Annotated in this window: 13 protein-coding genes; 11 read left to right on the top strand and 2 right to left on the bottom strand. The window is 61.7% G+C overall.

The window, feature by feature from the left end:
• Positions 1 to 128 precede the first annotated feature (128 nt).
• From recC to NUV89_RS18850, 9 genes are all read left to right on the top strand, one after another.
• Positions 129 to 3581: an exodeoxyribonuclease V subunit gamma gene (gene recC / locus NUV89_RS18890; RefSeq protein ID WP_257782498.1), complete on the top strand. Its 3453-nt coding sequence runs from the start codon at positions 129 to 131 to the stop codon at positions 3579 to 3581.
• Positions 3578 to 7252, top strand: a complete 3675-nt coding sequence (gene recB, locus NUV89_RS18885; protein WP_257782497.1) for an exodeoxyribonuclease V subunit beta — start codon at positions 3578 to 3580, stop codon at positions 7250 to 7252. Before recC ends, recB begins: the two co-directional genes overlap by 4 nt.
• The gene (recD, locus tag NUV89_RS18880; RefSeq protein ID WP_257782496.1) at positions 7249 to 9321 is read left to right on the top strand and encodes an exodeoxyribonuclease V subunit alpha; all 2073 of its coding nucleotides are present in this window, start codon (positions 7249 to 7251) and stop codon (positions 9319 to 9321) included. Before recB ends, recD begins: the two co-directional genes overlap by 4 nt.
• Positions 9322 to 9410: 89 nt before the next feature.
• Positions 9411 to 9977 carry a YfiR family protein gene (locus NUV89_RS18875; RefSeq protein ID WP_257782495.1) on the top strand — a complete coding sequence of 189 codons (567 nt, stop codon included), beginning with the start codon at positions 9411 to 9413 and terminating at the stop codon, positions 9975 to 9977.
• Complete coding sequence (locus tag NUV89_RS18870; protein WP_257782494.1) at positions 9974 to 11236, top strand: diguanylate cyclase domain-containing protein; 1263 nt, start codon at positions 9974 to 9976, stop codon at positions 11234 to 11236. Before NUV89_RS18875 ends, NUV89_RS18870 begins: the two co-directional genes overlap by 4 nt.
• A 4-nt stretch (positions 11237 to 11240) precedes the next feature.
• Positions 11241 to 11732 carry an OmpA family protein gene (locus NUV89_RS18865; RefSeq protein WP_257782493.1) on the top strand — a complete coding sequence of 164 codons (492 nt, stop codon included), beginning with the start codon at positions 11241 to 11243 and terminating at the stop codon, positions 11730 to 11732.
• Between the two features lie 289 nt (positions 11733 to 12021).
• A complete protein-coding gene (locus NUV89_RS18860) occupies positions 12022 to 12969 on the top strand; it encodes a TauD/TfdA family dioxygenase (protein WP_257782492.1) in 948 nt (315 codons plus the stop codon).
• A 53-nt stretch (positions 12970 to 13022) separates the two neighbouring features.
• The gene (locus NUV89_RS18855; protein ID WP_257782491.1) at positions 13023 to 13871 is read left to right on the top strand and encodes an EamA family transporter; all 849 of its coding nucleotides are present in this window, start codon (positions 13023 to 13025) and stop codon (positions 13869 to 13871) included.
• Positions 13871 to 14818 carry a LysR substrate-binding domain-containing protein gene (locus NUV89_RS18850; RefSeq protein WP_257782490.1) on the top strand — a complete coding sequence of 316 codons (948 nt, stop codon included), beginning with the start codon at positions 13871 to 13873 and terminating at the stop codon, positions 14816 to 14818. The genes NUV89_RS18855 and NUV89_RS18850 overlap by 1 nt, the downstream gene beginning before the upstream one ends.
• 45 nt (positions 14819 to 14863) lie before the next feature.
• Here the strand turns inward: NUV89_RS18850 and NUV89_RS18845 are convergent, their stop codons facing one another.
• Positions 14864 to 15154 (bottom strand): DUF3077 domain-containing protein, encoded by a 291-nt coding sequence (locus NUV89_RS18845; RefSeq protein ID WP_257782489.1) that lies wholly within the window; start codon positions 15152 to 15154, stop codon positions 14864 to 14866.
• A 314-nt stretch (positions 15155 to 15468) separates the two neighbouring features.
• The gene (locus NUV89_RS18840; RefSeq protein ID WP_257782488.1) at positions 15469 to 16416 is read right to left on the bottom strand and encodes a LysR family transcriptional regulator; all 948 of its coding nucleotides are present in this window, start codon (positions 16414 to 16416) and stop codon (positions 15469 to 15471) included.
• 132 nt (positions 16417 to 16548) lie between these two features.
• Here NUV89_RS18840 and NUV89_RS18835 point away from each other — a divergent pair, with 132 nt between their 5' ends.
• Both NUV89_RS18835 and mmsB read left to right on the top strand, forming a co-directional pair.
• Positions 16549 to 18066, top strand: coding sequence for a CoA-acylating methylmalonate-semialdehyde dehydrogenase (locus NUV89_RS18835; RefSeq protein ID WP_257782487.1), 1518 nt, complete (start codon positions 16549 to 16551; stop codon positions 18064 to 18066).
• Between the two features lie 15 nt (positions 18067 to 18081).
• Positions 18082 to 18969, top strand: coding sequence for a 3-hydroxyisobutyrate dehydrogenase (gene mmsB, locus NUV89_RS18830; RefSeq protein ID WP_257782486.1), 888 nt, complete (start codon positions 18082 to 18084; stop codon positions 18967 to 18969).
• The last annotated feature ends 59 nt before the right edge of the window (positions 18970 to 19028 follow it).

Below are 19028 nucleotides of genomic sequence, written 5' to 3'. Positions count from 1 at the left end.
TTCCGAAACCCCATTTGCGAAAGCAGATGGGGTTTTGTTTTGGGCGCGAGAAAAGTACGTGAAGGGCCATTACGGTGACCTTCAATGCTAAAGTCCACGCCTCGATTTTGTTTTCCAAGGAAGCCGTTATGCCGGATGCGACGTCCCTCAGCGCTGGATTCATGGTGGTTCATGGCAACCGCCTGGACGAACTGCGCAGCCTGGTCGTCAGTTGGATGCGCCGCTATCCCCTGGCCCCCCTCGAAAACGAGATCGCCCTGGTACAAAGCAACGGCATCGCCCAATGGCTTAAACTGGCCCTGGCCGAAGACCCGGAAGATGACGACATGGGCGGCTGTGGCATCGCCGCCGCAATCGATGTGCAACTGCCCGGCAGCTTCATGTGGCAGCTCTACCGCATGGTCCTTGGCCGTGACGAAATCCCGCTCAAGTCCCTGCTCGACAAAGCCCCCCTGACCTGGCGCCTGATGCGCCTGCTCCCGGAACTCATCGATCAACCTCACTTCGAGCCGCTGCATCGCTTCCTTACCCATGACACCGACCTGCGCAAGCGCTACCAACTCGCCGAACGCCTGGCTGACCTGTTCGACCAATACCAGGTCTACCGCGCCGATTGGCTGGAAGATTGGGCCGCCGGCAGCCACCAATTGCGTAATGGTCGAGGCGAGTCAAAGCCCCTAGACCCGGCCAACTGCTGGCAAGCCGAGTTATGGCGTGCGCTGTTGCTGGATGTGGGTGAGGAAGGCATGGCTGAAAGCCGCGCCGGCGTGCATCAGCGCTTCATCGAACGCATCAATACCCTGGAAAAAGCCCCTCCCGGCCTACCTTCCCGCGTGATTGTCTTCGGCATTTCATCGCTGCCCGCCCAAGCGCTGGAAGCCCTTGCCGGCCTGGCTCGTTTCAGCCAAGTCCTGCTCTGCGTACACAACCCTTGCCGTCACCACTGGTCCGACATCGTCGCCGACAAAGACCTGCTGCGTAACGAATACAAACGCCAGGCGCGCAAGACCGGCATGCCGGTCACCATCGACCCACAAACCCTGCACCAGCACGCCCACCCGCTACTGGCCGCCTGGGGCAAACAAGGCCGTGACTACATCAGCCTGCTGGACAGCTACGACGATCCCAACAGCTACCGCGCCGCGTTCCGCGATGGTCGCATCGACCTGTTCAGCGACAGCGAACCCACCACGCTGCTCAACCAACTCCAGGACGACATCCTCGAACTGCGTCCACTGAATGAAACCCGCGAACACTGGCCCGCTGTCGATCTTGAGCGCGATACTTCCATCCGCTTCCACATCGCCCACAGCGCCCAGCGCGAAGTAGAGATCCTCCACGACCAACTGCTCCAACGCTTCAGCGCCGACCCCACGCTGCGCCCCCGCGACATCATCGTCATGGTCCCCGACGTCGACAGCTACGCACCGCACATCCGCGCCGTGTTCGGCCAGCTTGAACGCAACGACCCGCGCTTCATCCCCTTCACCCTGACCGACCAAGGCCAACGCGGCCGCGACCCCTTGCTGATTGCCGTCGAACACCTGCTCAAACTCCCCGACAGCCGCTTCCCGGTCAGTGAAATCCTCGACCTGCTCGACGTCCCGGCCTTGCGCGAACGGTTCACCATAAAAGAGCGCGACCTGCCCACGTTGCACCGCTGGATCGAAGGCGCCGGTATTCGCTGGGGACTTAACGCAGAACAACGCGCGGGGCTTGGGCTGCCACAAGAGCTGGAACAGAACAGCTGGCGATTCGGCTTGCGCAGGATGTTGCTCGGTTACGCCGTAGGCACCGGCGCAGCCTGCGACGGCATCGAACCCTATGACGAAATCGGCGGCCTCGACGCCGCGCTGATCGGCCCGTTGGTTGCGTTGCTCGATGCACTGCATGATGCCCACCAGACCCTGTCCCAGCCGGCCGCTCCCCAAGCGTGGGGCGAGCGCCTGCAACGCCTGATGCAACTGTTCTTCCTGCCCAGCAGTGAGCACGACGACTACCTGCTCGGCCAACTCGAACAACTGCGCGAAACCTGGCTGGAAACCTGCGAGTCCGTCGGCCTGCAAGACGAATTACCGCTCACCGTCGTCCGCGAAGCCTGGCTCGCCGGTCTGGACCAAGGCCGTCTGTCCCAACGCTTCCTCGCCGGAGCTGTCAATTTTTGCACCCTGATGCCCATGCGCGCGATCCCGTTCAAGCTCGTTTGCCTGCTCGGCATGAACGACGGCGACTACCCACGCGCCCAGCCACCGCTGGACTTCGACCTGATGGGCAGCGACTACCGCCCCGGCGACCGCTCACGCCGTGAAGACGACCGCTACCTGCTGCTAGAAGCCTTGCTCTCAGCCCGCGACCAGCTCTATATCAGCTGGGTCGGCCGCAGCATCCGTGACAACAGCGAGCGCCCGGCCTCGGTCCTGATCGGTCAATTGCGCGATCATCTCGCCAGCGGCTGGCACCACGCCCACAGCGCCGAACCGCTGCTTGAAGCGATGACCCAAGAGCATCCACTGCAGCCCTTCAGCGCCCGCTACTTCCATGAGGGCGACCCGCTGTTCAGCTACGCCCGCGAATGGCAGTTGTTGCACCAAGCATCCACTGGCGAACCGAACGCAGACGAGTTGCCAGAGCACCAACAGGAAGAGCCCCTGAGCCTCGGCCAGCTCCAAGATTTCCTACGCAACCCGGTCAAACACTTCTTCAGCCAGCGTCTGAAAGTGTTCTTTGAAGCCGCCGAAGTGCCCCTGGCCGATGAAGAACCCTTCGTCCTTGATGCGCTGCAACGCTACAGCCTCAGCGACAGCCTGTTGAACGCCGCGCTGGCCCAACCCGAACATCTCGACCAGGCTCTCAACGCCCAGGCCTTGCGCCTACAAGGCAGCGGCCTGCTGCCGATGGTCGGTTTCGGCGAATGCCTGCGCAACGAATTGATCGAACCCTTGCCTGACCTGCTGCAACGCTACCAACAGTTACTGGCCCTCTGGCCGACGCCACACACCGGCGCCGAACCGGTCAGTTTTGAGCATCAGGGTATTCAACTGGAAGGCTGGATCAGCGGCCTGCACCGGCGCAGTGATGGCGGTCTGCTAAGCGTGACCACCATCCCCAACAGCATCGGCTCGATCAAGACCCGCAAGTGGCATCGTCTGATCCGGCCCTGGGTCAATCACGTGGTCGCGTGTGCCTGTGGCCTTTCGTTGAGCACCGGTTTGGTCGCCAGCGATGACACCCTGCTACTGGCGCCACTGGAAAAAACCACAGCCCGGGAAATCCTCGGCAACCTGCTGCTGGCCTGGCACGCTGGAATGAAAAAGCCGCTGCCGGTCGCGGTCAAAACCGCCTTCGCCTGGCTCGCTCAATCGGACCCGGCGAAGGCAGAGGCCACCGCCCAAAAAGCCTACGAAGGCGACGGCGTGAACACCGACGGCGAGCGCCGCGAAACCCCGGCGCTCACCCGCCAATTCCCCGACTACGCCGCGCTCATCGCCAGCGAAGAATTCGACGGCTGGTGCGAAACCCTGTATCGCCCGCTCATCAACGCCCCGTGGCGATCACTCACCAGCGCGGAGGCCAGCGCATGAGCAGCAAACCCTTGGCCCTGGCCTTCCCGCTAAAAGGCAGCCAGCTGATCGAAGCCAGCGCCGGCACGGGCAAAACCTTCACCATTTCGGCCCTCTACCTGCGCCTGGTACTGGGTAACGGTGGCGATGAATCCGGCTTTGGCCGCGAACTGCTACCGCCACAAATCCTCGTGGTGACCTTTACCGACGCCGCGACCAAGGAACTGCGTGAGCGCATCCGCATCCGGCTCGCCGAAGCGGCGCGTTTCTTCCGCAGTGAAATCGACCAGCTCGACCCGCTGATCACCGACCTGCGCGACCAGTACGCACCGGAGCAATGGCCCGCCTGCGCCAACCGCCTGGACATCGCCGCGCAGTGGATGGACGAAGCCGCCGTCTCGACCATCCACAGTTGGTGCCAGCGCATGCTGCGCGAGCACGCGTTCGACAGCGGTAGCCTGTTTACCCAGACCCTGGAAACCGACCACAGCGACCTGCTTGGTGAAGTCCTGCGCGATTACTGGCGGCTGTTCTGCTACCCGATGCACGACGATGCGCTCAACTGGGTGCGCAACAATTGGGGCGGCCCCGCCGCGTTGATGCCACGGGTGCGCGCGCTGTTCGGCAGCGAACGCCCCAGCGGTGAAACCCGCGACCCTGCCGAGCTGATAAACGCCTGCCTGCAAGAGCGCCGCGAAGTTCTGAAGGAACTCAAGGCGCCCTGGCAACAATGGGCCATCGAGCTACGTGACATCTGCCTACAAGCCGTCGCCGCCAAAGCCGTCGACGGCCGTAAGATGCAGGCGCGTTACTTCGAGCCCTGGTTCGAAAAGATCAGTGCCTGGGCCGCTGACGAATCCCTCGAACAACTCGACATCGGCACCGGCTTCACCCGCTTGACCCCCGATGGCATGGCCGAAGCCTGGAAGGGCGACCCGCCGCATCATCCCGGTATCGACGCGATGGCCAGCCTCAAGGCCGCCCTCGACGCCCTGCCAACCCCCGACGCCGCCGTGCTGCAACACGCCGCCGGTTGGGTCGGCAAACGTTTCGAAGAAGAGAAACGTCGCCGCGCCGAAATGGGTTTCGACGACATGCTCACCCGCCTCAACAGCGCCTTGCAGGCCGAAGGCGGCGAGCGTTTGGCGAGTGTGATCCGCGAGCAGTTCCCAGTGGCGCTGATCGACGAATTCCAAGACACCGACCCGGTGCAGTACAGCATCTTCGACAGCATCTACCGCATCGAAGAAAACCACCCCGACAGCGGCCTGTTCCTGATCGGTGACCCGAAGCAGGCGATCTACGCCTTCCGTGGCGCCGACATCTACACCTACCTGCGCGCACGCGAGGCCACCACCGGGCGCCATCACACCCTGGGCACCAACTTCCGCTCCAGTCATGCGATGGTCGAGGCGGTCAACCATGTGTTCCAGCGTGCCGAAACCGGGCGTGGCGCGTTCCTGTTCCGCAAGCCGGACGGTGAAAATCCGGTGCCGTTCCAGCCGGTATTGTCCCAGGGCCGCAAAGAGCAATTGCAAGTCGACGGCCAAACACTGCCGGCGATGAACCTGTGGCACCTGCCCACCGACCAGCCGATTTCCAACGTGGTGTACCGCCAACAACTGGCCGCCGCCTGTGCCACGCAAATTGTCGAATTGCTCAACGGCGGGCAGCAGGGCACGGCGGGTTTCCTGCAAGCGGATGACAGCTTCAACGGCGTGCTACCGTCAGACATCGCCATCCTCGTGCGCGACGGCAAGGAAGCCCAAGCCGTGCGCGCCGAGCTGGCTGCCCGTGGCGTGCGCAGCGTGTACCTATCGGACAAAGACTCGGTGTTCGCCGCCCAGGAAGCCCACGACCTGCTGGCCTGGCTCAAGGCCTGTGCCGAGCCGGACGTCGAACGCCCACTGCGCGCCGCCTTGGCCTGCGTGACCCTGAACCTGTCACTGCCGGAACTTGAGCGTCTGAACCAGGACGAACTGGCGTGGGAAACCCGCGTGATGCAGTTCCGTGGCTACCGCGCGATCTGGCGCAGCCAAGGCGTGCTGCCGATGCTGCGCCGCCTGCTCCACGACTTCAAACTGCCGCAAACCCTGATCGCCCGCAGCGATGGTGAACGCGTGTTGACCAACCTGTTGCACCTCAGCGAGTTGCTGCAACAGGCCGCCTCGGAACTCGATGGCGAGCAAGCGCTGATCCGTCACCTGGCCGAACACCTGGCGCTGTCGGGGCAGGCCGGTGAAGAGCAGATCCTGCGCCTGGAAAGCGACGAGCAACTGGTCAAGGTCGTGACGATCCACAAGTCCAAGGGCCTGGAATACGACTTGGTCTTCCTGCCGTTCATCTGCTCGGCCAAACCCGTGGACGGCAGCCGTTTGCCGCTGCACTTTCACGATGAACAGGGTAAACCCCAAGTCAGCCTGCGCCCCACCGCCGAGCTGATCGCCCAGGCCGACGACGAGCGCCTGGCCGAAGACCTGCGCCTGTTCTACGTTGCCCTGACCCGCGCCAAGCACGCCTGCTGGCTGGGCGTTGCCGACCTCAAGCGCGGCAATAGCAGCAGTTCCGTGCTGCATTTGTCTGCACTGGGCTACCTGCTCGGCGCCGGCGCTTCGTTGGGCGAGTCCGCCGCCCTGGCGCGCTGGTTGCTGGACCTGCAGGAAGGCTGCCCCGCCATGCAGTACGGGCAAGTGCCCGAGGCGCAAGACATCCTCTTCCACCCGCCGCGCAACGAAGCCACGCTGCTCGCGCCGCTGCTGCCCAAACGCAAGGCAGCGGAGAACTGGTGGATCGCCTCCTACAGCGCCCTGCGCATTGGCGACAGCATGAGCGTGGCCACGCCAGAAGCGCCGGAAAGCCCACAAGCGCAAAAGCTGTTTGATGACGAGCGTCTCGATCCCGACGCACCGCGCGAAGTGGCGGCGTCTGGCGGTGATATTCACCGTTTCCCACGCGGCCCGAACCCGGGGACCTTCCTCCACGGCCTGCTGGAGTGGGCCGGCGAAGACGGCTTCAACGTCACGCCGCAGGCCATCGAACAAGCCGTCGGCGCGCGCTGCAACCGCCGCAATTGGGAAGGCTGGATCACCACCCTCAGCGGTTGGCTCGGCCAGTTGCTGCACACGCCGCTGCCGGTGGACAACGACCAGGTCACCCTCAGCAGCCTGCAGCAGTACCAGATCGAAATGGAGTTCTGGTTTGCCAGCCACAAGGTCGACGTACTCGCCCTCGACAAACTGGTCTGCCAGCACACCCACAACGGTGTCTCCCGGGTCGCCGCCGAACCGGTGCTGCTCAACGGCATGTTCAAAGGCTTTATCGATCTGACGTTTGAACACGACGGTCGCTATTACGTGGCCGACTACAAATCCAACTGGCTCGGCCCCGATGATTCGGCTTACACACTGGAAGCCATGGAGCAGTCGATCCTCGACCATCGGTACGACCTGCAATACGTCCTTTACCTGCTGGCCCTGCACCGCCAGCTCAAGGCGCGCCTGCCGGATTATGACTACGACCGCCACGTCGGCGGCGCGCTGTATGTGTTCCTGCGCGGCGTTCAATCCGCCAGCCGGGGCGCCTACTTCACCCGCCCGCCGCGTGAACTGATCGAAAGCCTGGACCTGCTGTTCCAGGGCAAGCCCATCCCGCCCAAGGTTGAGCCCGCCTGGGAACAAGGAGTCCTGTTATGAGCCTGTCGCCCCTGCCGCTTGAGGCGCTGGAACCCCTCAGCCGTGCCGCCGACCTCGTGCAACTGCTTGAGCGCTGGGTTGACCGCGGCTGGCTGCGTGCCCTGGACAAGGCCTTCGTCGGCTTCCTCCACGAACTCGACCCCCAGGCCGACCCCGTGGTGCTGCTGGCCGCCGCATTGACCAGCCACCAGCTGGGCCACGGTCACGTGTGCCTGGACCTGGTCGAAACCCTCAAGGCGCCGGACTTCGCCCTGTCCTTGCCGCCCGAAGGCGATCTGCAAACGGGGGCGATGTTGCTGCCGTCGCAGTTGCTCAACGGCCTCGACGGCGCCCACTGGTGCGCGGCCCTGGCCACCAGTCGCCTGGTCGCGCCGGGCGGCGATGGCAGCGAGTCGGCCCACAGCCGTCCGTTGGTGTTGTGCGGCACGCGCCTGTACCTGCGCCGCTACTGGACCTACGAGCGGCGCATCGACAGTGCCTTGCGCCGGCGCCTCGCTACCCAGGAAAGCGTCGCCGCCGACTTGCCCCAGCGCCTCAACGGCCTGTTCGACCAGCCGCCACCCGATGGCGTGATCGACTGGCAAAAGCTCGCCTGCGCCCTGGCCACTCGCGGTGCGTTCAGCATCGTCACGGGCGGCCCGGGCACGGGCAAGACCACCACCGTGGTGCGCCTGCTGGCTTTGTTGCAGGCACCAGCGGTAGAAGCCGGCAGCCCGCTGCGCATTCGCCTCGCCGCACCGACCGGCAAAGCCGCCGCGCGTCTCACCGAGTCCATCAGCCAGCAAGTGCAGTCGCTGACCGTGCCCGACACCGTGCGCGAAAAAATCCCGACCCAGGTCACCACCGTTCACCGTCTGCTGGGCAGCCGTCCAGGCACGCGGCACTTCCGTCATCACTTGGGCAACCCATTACCCCTGGATGTGCTGGTGGTGGACGAAGCCTCGATGATCGACCTGGAAATGATGGCCAACCTGCTGGACGCCTTGCCACCGCACGCGCGTTTGGTGCTGCTGGGCGACAAGGACCAACTCGCCTCGGTCGAGGCCGGCGCCGTACTCGGCGACCTGTGCCGCGACGCCGAAGACGGCTGGTATAGCGCCGAGACCCGGCAATGGCTGCAAGCGGTCAGCGGCGAAGACCTCGGCGCCAGTGGCTTGCAAGAAGACCTCGATGGCAGCCACCCGCTGGCCCAGCAAGTGGTGATGCTGCGCTATTCCCGGCGGTTTGGCGAAGGCAGCGGCATCGGCCAATTGGCGCGCCTGGTCAACCAACAACACGCCGACGAAGCCCGCCAACTCTTGAATGCCCGCAGCCACGATGACCTGGCCTGCGTCAGGCTCAAGGGCGAACACGATCACGCCCTGGAACGCCTGGTGCTGGACGGGCAGGGCAGCGACGGTGCCCAGGGTTATCGCTACTACCTCGACCTGCTGCGCAGCGCACGCCCGGCCCTCGACACCCCGCGCGAAGACGCCGCCTGGACCCACTGGGCCCAACAGCTGCTGCAAGCCTTCGACGCATTCCAACTGCTCTGCGCCGTGCGCAAAGGCCCGTGGGGCGTGGAAGGGCTGAACCTGCGCATCACCGCCGCCTTGCGCAAAGTGCGGCTGATCGACGGTGACGAGCAATGGTACGAAGGCCGCCCGGTGCTGATGACCCGCAACGATTACGGCTTGGGCTTGATGAACGGCGATATCGGCATCGCCCTCAAATTGCCGGAAAGCGACGGCGGGCCCCACGTGTTGCGGGTGGCTTTCCCACGTAACGATGGCCAGGGCGGTGTGCGCTTTGTGCTGCCTAGCCGTCTGAATGATGTGGAAACCGTGTACGCCATGACTGTGCACAAATCGCAGGGCTCGGAATTTACCCACACCGCGTTGATCCTGCCGGACGCGCTTAACCCGGTGCTGACCAAAGAACTGATTTACACCGGCATCACCCGGGCCAAGCGTTGGTTCAGCCTGATCGAGCCCCGTGGCGGGGTGTTTGAAGAGGCCGTGGCGCGCAAGGTGAAGCGCTTGAGCGGGTTGATGCTGGAGTTGGAACATGACGCGGAAAAATCTGACTGATAGGTCATTTTTGGCGCCATATCGCGGGGGTTTCCGTCGCTGTGCTATCGTTGCGGCATCATCCTGAAAAGACCTGAGAGAATCGCTGCATGAAGGTGGCTGGCTCGTCCGCAGAGCGTAGTTTGAGCTGGAGACGCATGTTACTGGTGGCGGTTCTTGGCCTGCTCGCGCCCCGCGTATTTGCCCAGGCACCGAGCCCGGCAGATCACCGTGCCCAGGCGGTCACCCAAGTGGTCCTCGGCATCCTCAGCTATGCCCGTTGGCCGGTGGAACCGGCGCAATTGCGCTTGTGTATCGTCGGGCCGACCCAATACACCGACGACCTTATCAAAGGCACCACCCAAGCCACGGGGCGACCGGTGGTGGTGCAGCGGCTGCTGGCGGATCACCCGGATATCGTCAATGCCTGCAACGCCGTGTATATCGGCAAGCTCAGCGGCGATGAGCGCAGCAAACTGTTTGCCTCGCTGATCGGTCATCCGGTGCTCAGCATCAGTGAAGGCGGCGATCAATGCACGGTGGGCAGCCTGTTCTGCCTGCGGGTGGGGGATGAGCAAGTGTCGTTCGAGGTCAATCTCGACTCCGTGGCGCGCAGCGGCGTACGTATTCACCCCAGCGTGCTGCAACTGTCCCGTCGCCGGGCGCCCGAGCCATGAGCGCGGTAAACGTGCGCCCGACCCTGCGCTCGGTCATCGGGCGTGGGCACATGATCCTGGCGCTGGTGGCGGTGAGCCTGGCCAGCGTCTCCCTGACCCTGCTCGGCGTGCTGGCGCTGCGGGTCTACGCCGAGCACAACCTGCACCTGATCGCGCGCTCCATCAACTACACCGTGGAAGCGGCGGTGGTGTTCAACGACAGCGCCGCCGCCACCGAAGCCCTGAGCCTGATCGCCTCCACCGAAGAAGTGGCCCGAGCCGAAGTCTTCGACGCCAACGGCAAGCTGCTGGCGCAATGGGTACGCCCGGACACCGGCATGCTCTCGCGGGTTGAACTGGAACTGGCGCATACCCTGCTCGAACAGCCCATCAGCCAGCCGATCCTGCATCAAGGGCGCACCGTGGGCAGCATTCACCTCACCGGTCACGGCGCCAGCCTGCTGCGCTTCTTGCTCAGCGGCCTGGCCGGCATCCTGATTTGCACCGCCCTCAGCGCCTGGGTCGCCCTGCACCTGGCGCAGCGCCTGCTGCGTGGCATCACCGGCCCGCTGCAAAGCCTCGCCGCCGTGGCCCACGCTGCCCGTAGCGAGCGGGATTTCGACCGGCGCGTGCCACCGGCGCAGATCGCCGAACTCGACAGCCTGGGCAGCGACTTCAACGCCTTGCTCGGCGAGATGGAAGCCTGGCAAAGCCACCTGCAAAGCGAAAACGAAACCCTCGCGCACCAGGCCAACCACGACAGCCTCACCGGCCTGCCCAACCGTGCCTTTTTCGAAGGCCGCTTGATCCGTGCCCTGCGCAGCGCCGCCAAACTCAACGAGCGGGTCGCCGTGTTGTTCCTCGACAGCGATCGCTTCAAGGACATCAACGACAACTTCGGCCACGCCGCCGGCGATGCCGTCCTGGTCGCCGTGGCCGAGCGCGTGCGTGCGCAGTTGCGTGAAGACGACCTGGTGGCGCGCCTGGGTGGCGATGAGTTCGCCATCCTGCTGGCGCCGCTGCACAAGCTTGAAGATGCCCAGCGCATCGCCGACAAAATCATCGCCAGCATGGACTTGCCAATCCCGGTGCCGGGCAATACCCAGGTGTTGACCTCCCTCAGTATCGGCATCGCCATCTACCCCGATCATGGCGCCACCCCTGGCACCTTGCTCAATGCCGCCGACGCAGCGATGTACCAGGCCAAGCGCCTGTCGCTCGGCGGCCAGCAAACGGCGGAGCCGGAGAGCCCCGTCGTCAATGTTCAACACAGGAGTTGACCCCTTGTTTTCGACCGCACGTTTCATGTTTATCACCCTGCTGGTGGCACTGCTCGCCCTCGGCGGCTGCCAGACCGCCCCACCCAAAGGCCTGACCCCGGCGCAAGTCGCTGTGCTCAAGCAACAGGGTTTTGAACTCACCGACGAAGGCTGGGCGTTTGGCTTGTCGGGCAAAGTGCTGTTTGGCAGCGACGTCGAAGCGCTGAACAAACCCAGCACCGATATCGTCGAACGCATCGGCAAGGCCCTGCTGGGTGTCGGCATCGAACGCGTGCGCGTGGACGGCCACACCGATGCCTCGGGCAAAGAAGCCTACAACCAGCAACTGTCCCTGCGCCGCGCCAAGAGCGTGGCCAAGGTGCTGACGGGCGTGGGAATGAAGGAAGAAAACATCCAGCTGCGTGGCCTGGGCAGCAGCGAACCGGTGGCGCCGAACACCACGGTGGCGGGGCGCACGGAGAATCGGCGGGTGTCGATTGTGGTGATTGCGGACTGAACCCGTCCCGCCAATCTCAATGTGAAACCCAATCAACTGTGGGAGCTGGCTTGCCGGCGATAGCGGTGTCTCAGTACCGGATGTACTGACTGACACACTGCCATCGCTGGCAAGCCAGCTCCCACAGTTGGTTTTGTGGTGTGCCTGAAACAGCGTTTGCTAAGTAACTTCTCCGTAGGAAAGCGCGGCCATGACGAATTTTGATGGCTAGGCTGATGAGGTTTCGCTTTTTTGCAAATGGTGGGCTTAGTTAAATGAACGCTCCAACTAACCACCGTAAAGGATTGCGATGAACATAAACGTCAGTGATTTCCGGCAAGCAGTTTCCAAAGTTAGACTTTCAAAATTTGCCTTCGATGAGCTTTTGAGCGCAAGAGAGTTGCTAGCATCTGAAAGTCAGGAGGCTCGATTCGATACCAAGACTGCCTACATCAATTCTCTACAATCATCCGTCTTGAGTGAGGAGCTAGATAGAATCCGAACCATGATCGACCATGAATGCCATGTCTTGATTCTTGATGGTTTTAAGGTCGAGAAACTTGAAACCTTTAAATCACTGATATGGACATTTGGTTCGCTACTCGGCGTACCCATGGTGCAGAATCATCTGGGTCACAAGGTGATTGAGGTTTATGACAGAGGCGGTAAGAGTATTGAGGAGGGGGCGAGATACCATCAAACCCGTCAAGGTGCGTACGTACACAACGATGGAGTGAGCGATCCGCTACCTATCGATTACTTGATCCTGGCTTGCGGACAGCAAGCGCTTTTGGGCGGCGAGAGCATCCTGATTGATGCAAGCGCGGTATACGCGGAGCTGATGGCGTTTCCAGAAATATTGGAAGAGCTTAAATGCAACTTCTTTTTTGAAAATCGCGGTATGTCAGATGAAGAGCAGCTTTTCAAGGCGCCCATTCTGAGCTTTTCCAATGAAGGCATTCCACTGATCAGATACTTTCGGGTCTACATTGAATCCGCCCACATCAAGGCGGGAGTGCCGTTAACGGTGACTCAATGTCAAGCGCTGGACTTTCTGGATACTGTTCTCGATCAGTCATCCGTTCAGCAGCGAGTGTTGCTGGAACCAGGGCAGGTACTTATTTCGGCCGATAATAAGTTTCTTCATACTCGCACCCACTTCATTGACAGGAATACGCCACGTTGTGCGATAGATGATGCTGAGTCTTTGAGCGATCTAAATCGCTACATGCTACGGATGTGGTTGCGCAAACAATGATACCTCGATGCCCATAGCGTACATCCTCTACTATCCGCCACAAGCTGAGCCCCATGGACAACTCCGATATCGCGATCACGCTGGTCTTGATCTCTGCCTTCATGCACGCCACCTGGAACGCTGTCGTCCGCGCCGGCAGCAGTCGCTTAATGACCTTGGCCATGGTGGATGGCACCGCGCTGGTGATATGCCTGTTGGCGTTGCCGTTTGTCAGCGTGCCGAGCCTGGAGGTGTGGGGCTACATCCTCGTCTCCGTGGGACTTAATACGGTCTATCGGCTATTTCTGATCAAAGCCTATGAAACGGGAGATTTCGGGCAGGTGTACCCGGTGATGCGTGGGATACCGCCGGTACTGGTCGCGTTGTTTTCCTACTTTCTGTTGCATGAGCAGTTGTCACGCGAGGCGCTGGCGGGTGTGGTGTTGATTTGTGTGGGCATCATCAGCCTGACCTTTGTGCGCAGGATGACGGCGCGAATGTTCAAGCCGATCCTCATGGCGGTGTGTGCCGGGGCGTTTATCGCGGCTTACACGGTGGTGGACGCTAAAGGCGTGAGAGCCAGTGAAACGGTGTTGCAATACATCATCTACCTGACGGTATTCCAGAGCATTCCGATCCCGGTGCTGGCGTTTTCCAGGGAGCGTTTGGCCTTGATACGTGCGATACGTGGGCATTGGCGAGTTGGTCTGTTAGGCGGTGTTTTTTACCTGGCGTCTTACGGATTGGTGTTGTTTGCGTTGTCGCTGGACGCGGTGGCCAAGGTCTCAGCGCTGCGGGAAACCAGTGTTATTATCGGCGCCATTATTGCCGCGCTGTTCTTTCACGAGCGGTTCGGTTGGCGACGGATGCTGTCGGCATTCGTCATTGTTTGCGGGATCATCTTGATCAAAGTGAGCACCTGATGGCCCAGCGTCCGCCTCCCACTCCGATGCTTCAAGCGTTCGTCAGCGCTGCGCAAACCGGTAGCTTTGCGCGTGCGGCGTCGCAGCTTAACCTCACCGCCAGCGCCATCAGCCATCAAATTGCAGGCCTGGAGGAATGGTGGGGCGTGCAGTTGTTTGAGCGGCATTCACGCGGCGTCAAGCTGACGTCCGCAGGGCAGGCTTTGTTGCCGGTCACCGACGAATTTTTCAAGGCGCTGGATGGGGTCTTGCATTCACTTAACCCCGCAAAATCCCGACCGCTGTACCTCTCATGCACGTCCTCGCTCTGCTCGACGTGGCTGATCCCCAGGATGCACGGCTCTCACACTGAGGCTTCGTTCAACCTTGATCTGGTGTTGACCAGCGCCGACATCAACAGCACCAGTCTGGAAGCGCATCAATACGATGTCGCGGTGGTGATGGGGTATGGCGATTACCCGGATCAACATGTTGAACTGCTGATGCGTGACGCGGTGTTCCCCGTTTGCTCGCCGGAATTTCTACGGTTGAAGGGGGATATCGCGCCGGGGGATGTCGCCCATTACCCGCTGATTCATCGGGTGGACGATCAGGTGTGTCCGGGGTGGGAAAGCTGGTTTGCGTTTCAGGGCCTGCCGACGCCGCCTTATCACCATGGGCCTCGATTTCCGGATTCGAGCCTGGCGATCAGTCTGGCGGTAAAGGGCACAGGGATTGCGCTGGGCAGGACTGCGTTGGTGTATGACCAATTGGAAAACGGTGCATTGGTTGCGTTGAAAAGCCCCGTGATGATGTCCCCAGCGGCCTACTACATCATTTGTCGAAATGGGCGGCAGTCAGAGCCGGATATTGCGCGTCTGATTGAATGGCTCAAGACCCGTGCGGGTGAGTTCCTGCGCGAAGTTCGGGCTCGGTATCCACAAATAGCCGGGACCACCGCCGTTTAAATGTGGGGAGGAGCAGGGCTCCTCCCGCATTCGAACGGTGTTCGCTTAACGGCCCGGTGTCATCGCTTGCGTCAGGTCATCGACCACGGCTTTGCCCATTTCACACAGGTAATGCGCGGCCCACGCGTATTGCTCGCCGCGTACATCCATGGCGGCCTCCATCGCGAGTTTCTTGGAGTAGAAAAGCAGGGTGGAGGCGTGCACTAACGCTTCCTCAATGGGCATGCCGGCGTTGACGCGGAACAGGGGTTTTTCGTTTTCGCCGTAGTCGCCGAAGGTGACGACGCCGAGGGTGGTGATGGAAGAAAGCGGTGGGTCGGGGACGATTTTGGTCATGATCTATACCTGGGAGTTTAGGGAGCCACCCACTCATGTCGCTAAACATGAAAGGGTGGCAGCTGTACGCAGGTTAGCGAACCGGACCCAGGATCCGGCAGACCCGAAGGTCTCCCACGCACAGCAGCCATAACACGACAACGACGAGCATGAAGCGCTTGCCGTTGGAGGCTGTGTCCGGGTTCGGGTCGCTAAACCCGTTCGCTGATGTCAGCGAAGTACGGAGGCTAATGACTCGAACCCTAAGGCATAATAGGCCGGAGATTCTTTAGGAAACGTCCTGCAAATTAAAGCGAATCATCGTTGATGGCCCTTTAATCCGCGAACCTGATCTCCCGTGTCTCCCCCATCAACAACCCCTGATTCTGCTCTGTCACTTCCCTGATGTAGTCCCACAACAACGTAATCCGCTTCAACTTGCGCAAATCCTCCCGGCAATACATCCAGAACTGCCGCGTAATCGTTATCTCCTCCCCCAGCACCGGCAACAACCGTGGGTCCTGCGCGGCCAAAAAGCACGGCAGTATCGCCATCGACCGCCCCTGCTGCGCCGCCACGTACTGTGCAATCACACTGGTGCTGCGCAAGCTGGCGCTGGCGCCAGGCACCACATTCGCCAGGTACAACAATTCTGAGCTGAAGGCCAAATCATCCACATAGCTGATAAACGGATGCTCGGCCAAATCCGCGGGTTTGCGGATCGGCGGGTGTTGGTCGAGGTAGTCCTGGGTCGCGTACAGCTGCAATTTGTAGTCGCACAGTTTGCAGCACACGTAGGGCCCGTGTTCCGGGCGTTCCAGGGCGATGACGATGTCGGCTTCACGCTTGGACAGGCTGATGAAGTGGGGCAGGGGCAGGATGTCCACCGAGATCGCCGGGTAGGTATCGACAAAATGGCTCAACTGCGGGGTCACGAAAAAGCTGCCGAAGCCTTCGGTGCAGCCCATGCGCACATGGCCGGACAGTGCCACGCCGGAGCCGGAGACTTGCTCGCAGGCCATGTGCAGGGTGCTTTCGATGGACTCCGCGTAACCCAGCAAACGCTGGCCTTCGGGGGTGAGGACGAAACCGCTGGTGCGGGATTTTTCGAACAGCAGGGTGCCGAGTGACACTTCCAGCGAACTGATGCGCCGGGACACCGTGGTGTAGTCCACGGCCAGGCGCTTGGCGGCGACGCTGGCCTTGCGGGTGCGGGCCACTTCGAGGAAAAACTTCAGGTCATCCCAGTTCAGGGAGCCCAGTGACGTGATGTTTTTTTGCATATTGGACCGGCTTTTATGTGCGTTCTTATTAGAAGTTTGCACATCTATACTCCAAAAACAGTCCGAACGCCTCATTCTTCAAGGCGGTTCAACGCCTTGGTTCTCTGCATATCAATAAGAATTGGAGACCCCATGAACGCATCTGCCGATATTTCCTTACAACAGGTCAAGTTGCTGATTAACGGTGAATGGGTCGAGTCCAAGACCACCGAATGGCACGACATCGTCAACCCGGCCACCCAAGAGGTGCTGGCCAAAGTCCCGTTCGCCACCGCCGATGAAGTCAATGCCGCCATCGACGCTGCCCACCGCGCCTTCCAGACCTGGAAGCTGACGCCGATCGGTGCGCGCATGCGCATCATGCTCAAGCTGCAAGCCTTGATTCGCGAACATTCCAAACGCATCGCCGTCGTCCTCAGCGCCGAGCAGGGCAAGACCATTGCCGATGCCGAAGGCGATATTTTCCGTGGCCTGGAAGTGGTCGAGCACGCGTGCTCCATCGGCACCTTGCAGATGGGCGAATTCGCCGAAAACGTCGCCGGTGGCGTAGATACCTACACCCTGCGCCAACCCATCGGCGTGTGCGCGGGGATTACCCCGTTCAACTTCCCGGCGATGATTCCGCTGTGGATGTTCCCGATGGCGATTGCCTGCGGTAACACCTTCGTGCTCAAACCGTCCGAACAGGACCCGCTGTCCACCGTACTGCTGGTTGAGCTGGCGCTCGAAGCGGGTGTGCCGCCTGGTGTACTCAACGTGGTCCACGGCGGTAAGGATGTGGTGGATGCGCTGTGCACCCATAAAGACATCAAGGCCGTGTCCTTCGTCGGTTCGACCGCCGTCGGCACCCACGTCTATGACCTGGCCGGCAAACATGGCAAGCGTGTGCAGTCGATGATGGGCGCGAAAAACCACGCCGTGGTGCTGCCCGATGCCAACCGCGAACACACCCTCAACGCCCTGGTCGGTGCCGGTTTCGGCGCGGCGGGCCAGCGTTGCATGGCCACCTCGGTGGTGGTGCTGGTGGGTGCGGCCAAACAATGGCTGCCGGACCTCAAGGCGCTGGCGCAGAAACTCAAGGTCAATGCCGGCAGCGAAGCGGGCACGGATGTAGGCCCGGTGATCTCCAAGCGCGCCAAGGCACGCATCCTGGACTTGATCGAAAGCGGTGTGAAAGAAGGCGCCAAGCTGGAGCTGGATGGTCGTGACATCAAGGTGCCGGGCTTTGAGCAAGGCAACTTCGTCGGCCCGACCCTGTTCTCGGGCGTGACCACCGATATGCAGATCTATACCCAGGAAATCTTCGGCCCGGTGCTGGTGGTGCTCGAAGTCGCGACCCTCGATGAAGCCATCGCGCTGGTCAACGCCAACCCGTTTGGCAACGGCACCGGCCTGTTCACCCAGAGCGGTGCAGCGGCGCGTAAGTTCCAGAGTGAAATCGATGTAGGCCAGGTCGGCATCAACATCCCGATCCCGGTGCCGGTGCCGTTCTTCAGCTTCACCGGTTCCCGTGGTTCCAAGCTCGGCGACCTCGGTCCTTACGGCAAGCAAGTGGTGCAGTTCTACACCCAGACCAAGACCGTCACCAGCCGCTGGTTCGATGACGACACGGTCAACGATGGCGTCAACACCACCATCAACCTGCGCTGATTACGGGAGACGACCATGAAGATTGCATTTATCGGCCTGGGCAACATGGGCGCGCCCATGGCCCGCAACCTAATCAAGGCTGGCCACGCGCTGAACCTGTTTGACCTGAACCAGACAGTGCTCAAGGAATTGGCCGAACTGGGCGGCAGCATCAGCGATTCACCGCGTGATGCCGCAAGCGGCGCGGAGCTGGTGATTACCATGTTGCCGGCCGCAGCCCATGTGCGCAGTGTCTGGCTCGGTGAAGACGGCGTATTGGCCGGCATCGGCCAAGGCGTACCGGCCGTGGATTGCAGCACCATCGACCCGCAGACCATCCGCGACGTGGCTGCTGCGGCGACCAAACAAGGCGTTGCAGTGGCCGACGCCCCGGTCTCCGGCGGCACCGGCGGCGCCCAGGCCGGTACGCTGACCTTCATGGTCGGCGCCAACCCGGACCTGTTCGCCACCCTGCAACCGGTGCTGGCGCAAATGGGCCGCAACATCGTGCACTGCGGTGACGTCGGCACCGGCCAGATCGCCAAGATCTGCAACAACCTGCTGCTGGGCATCAGCATGGTCGGCGTCAGCGAAGCCATGGCTTTGGGCGATGCACTGGGGATCGACACCCAGGTGCTGGCGGGGATCATCAACAGCTCCACCGGGCGTTGCTGGAGTTCCGACACCTACAACCCGTGGCCGGGGGTGATTGAAACCGCGCCGTCGTCGCGCGGCTATACCGGTGGGTTTGGTGCTGACCTGATGCTCAAGGATCTTGGGCTGGCGACTGAGGCGGCACGCCAGGCTAAGCAACCTGTGATTCTGGGCGCGGTGGCGCAGCAGTTGTACCAATCAATGAGCCAGCGTGGGGAAGGGGGCAAGGACTTCTCGGCGATTATCAACAGCTATCGCAAACCCGAATAAACACTGTGGCGAGGGAGCTTGCTCCCGCTGGAGTGCGAAGCGCTCCCAAGATTTTGGGG

This window comes from Pseudomonas sp. 18.1.10, from assembly GCF_024655625.1.
In the GTDB taxonomy this organism is placed as follows: domain Bacteria; phylum Pseudomonadota; class Gammaproteobacteria; order Pseudomonadales; family Pseudomonadaceae; genus Aquipseudomonas.
This window is presented reverse-complemented; position numbering and strand designations above follow the sequence as displayed.

What these genes read in the sequence shown, in the direction of transcription:
- recC (WP_257782498.1), top strand. Translation starts at nt 129, where the DNA reads ATGCCGGATGCGACGTCCCTCAGCGCTGGATTCATGGTGGTTCATGGC.
- recB (WP_257782497.1), top strand. Translation starts at nt 3,578, where the DNA reads ATGAGCAGCAAACCCTTGGCCCTGGCCTTCCCGCTAAAAGGCAGCCAG.
- recD (WP_257782496.1), top strand. Translation starts at nt 7,249, where the DNA reads ATGAGCCTGTCGCCCCTGCCGCTTGAGGCGCTGGAACCCCTCAGCCGT.
- NUV89_RS18875 (WP_257782495.1), top strand. Translation starts at nt 9,411, where the DNA reads ATGAAGGTGGCTGGCTCGTCCGCAGAGCGTAGTTTGAGCTGGAGACGC.
- NUV89_RS18870 (WP_257782494.1), top strand. Translation starts at nt 9,974, where the DNA reads ATGAGCGCGGTAAACGTGCGCCCGACCCTGCGCTCGGTCATCGGGCGT.
- NUV89_RS18860 (WP_257782492.1), top strand. Translation starts at nt 12,022, where the DNA reads ATGAACATAAACGTCAGTGATTTCCGGCAAGCAGTTTCCAAAGTTAGA.
- NUV89_RS18855 (WP_257782491.1), top strand. Translation starts at nt 13,023, where the DNA reads ATGGACAACTCCGATATCGCGATCACGCTGGTCTTGATCTCTGCCTTC.
- NUV89_RS18850 (WP_257782490.1), top strand. Translation starts at nt 13,871, where the DNA reads ATGGCCCAGCGTCCGCCTCCCACTCCGATGCTTCAAGCGTTCGTCAGC.
- NUV89_RS18845 (WP_257782489.1), bottom strand. Translation starts at nt 15,154, where the DNA reads ATGACCAAAATCGTCCCCGACCCACCGCTTTCTTCCATCACCACCCTC.
- NUV89_RS18840 (WP_257782488.1), bottom strand. Translation starts at nt 16,416, where the DNA reads ATGCAAAAAAACATCACGTCACTGGGCTCCCTGAACTGGGATGACCTG.
- NUV89_RS18835 (WP_257782487.1), top strand. Translation starts at nt 16,549, where the DNA reads ATGAACGCATCTGCCGATATTTCCTTACAACAGGTCAAGTTGCTGATT.
- mmsB (WP_257782486.1), top strand. Translation starts at nt 18,082, where the DNA reads ATGAAGATTGCATTTATCGGCCTGGGCAACATGGGCGCGCCCATGGCC.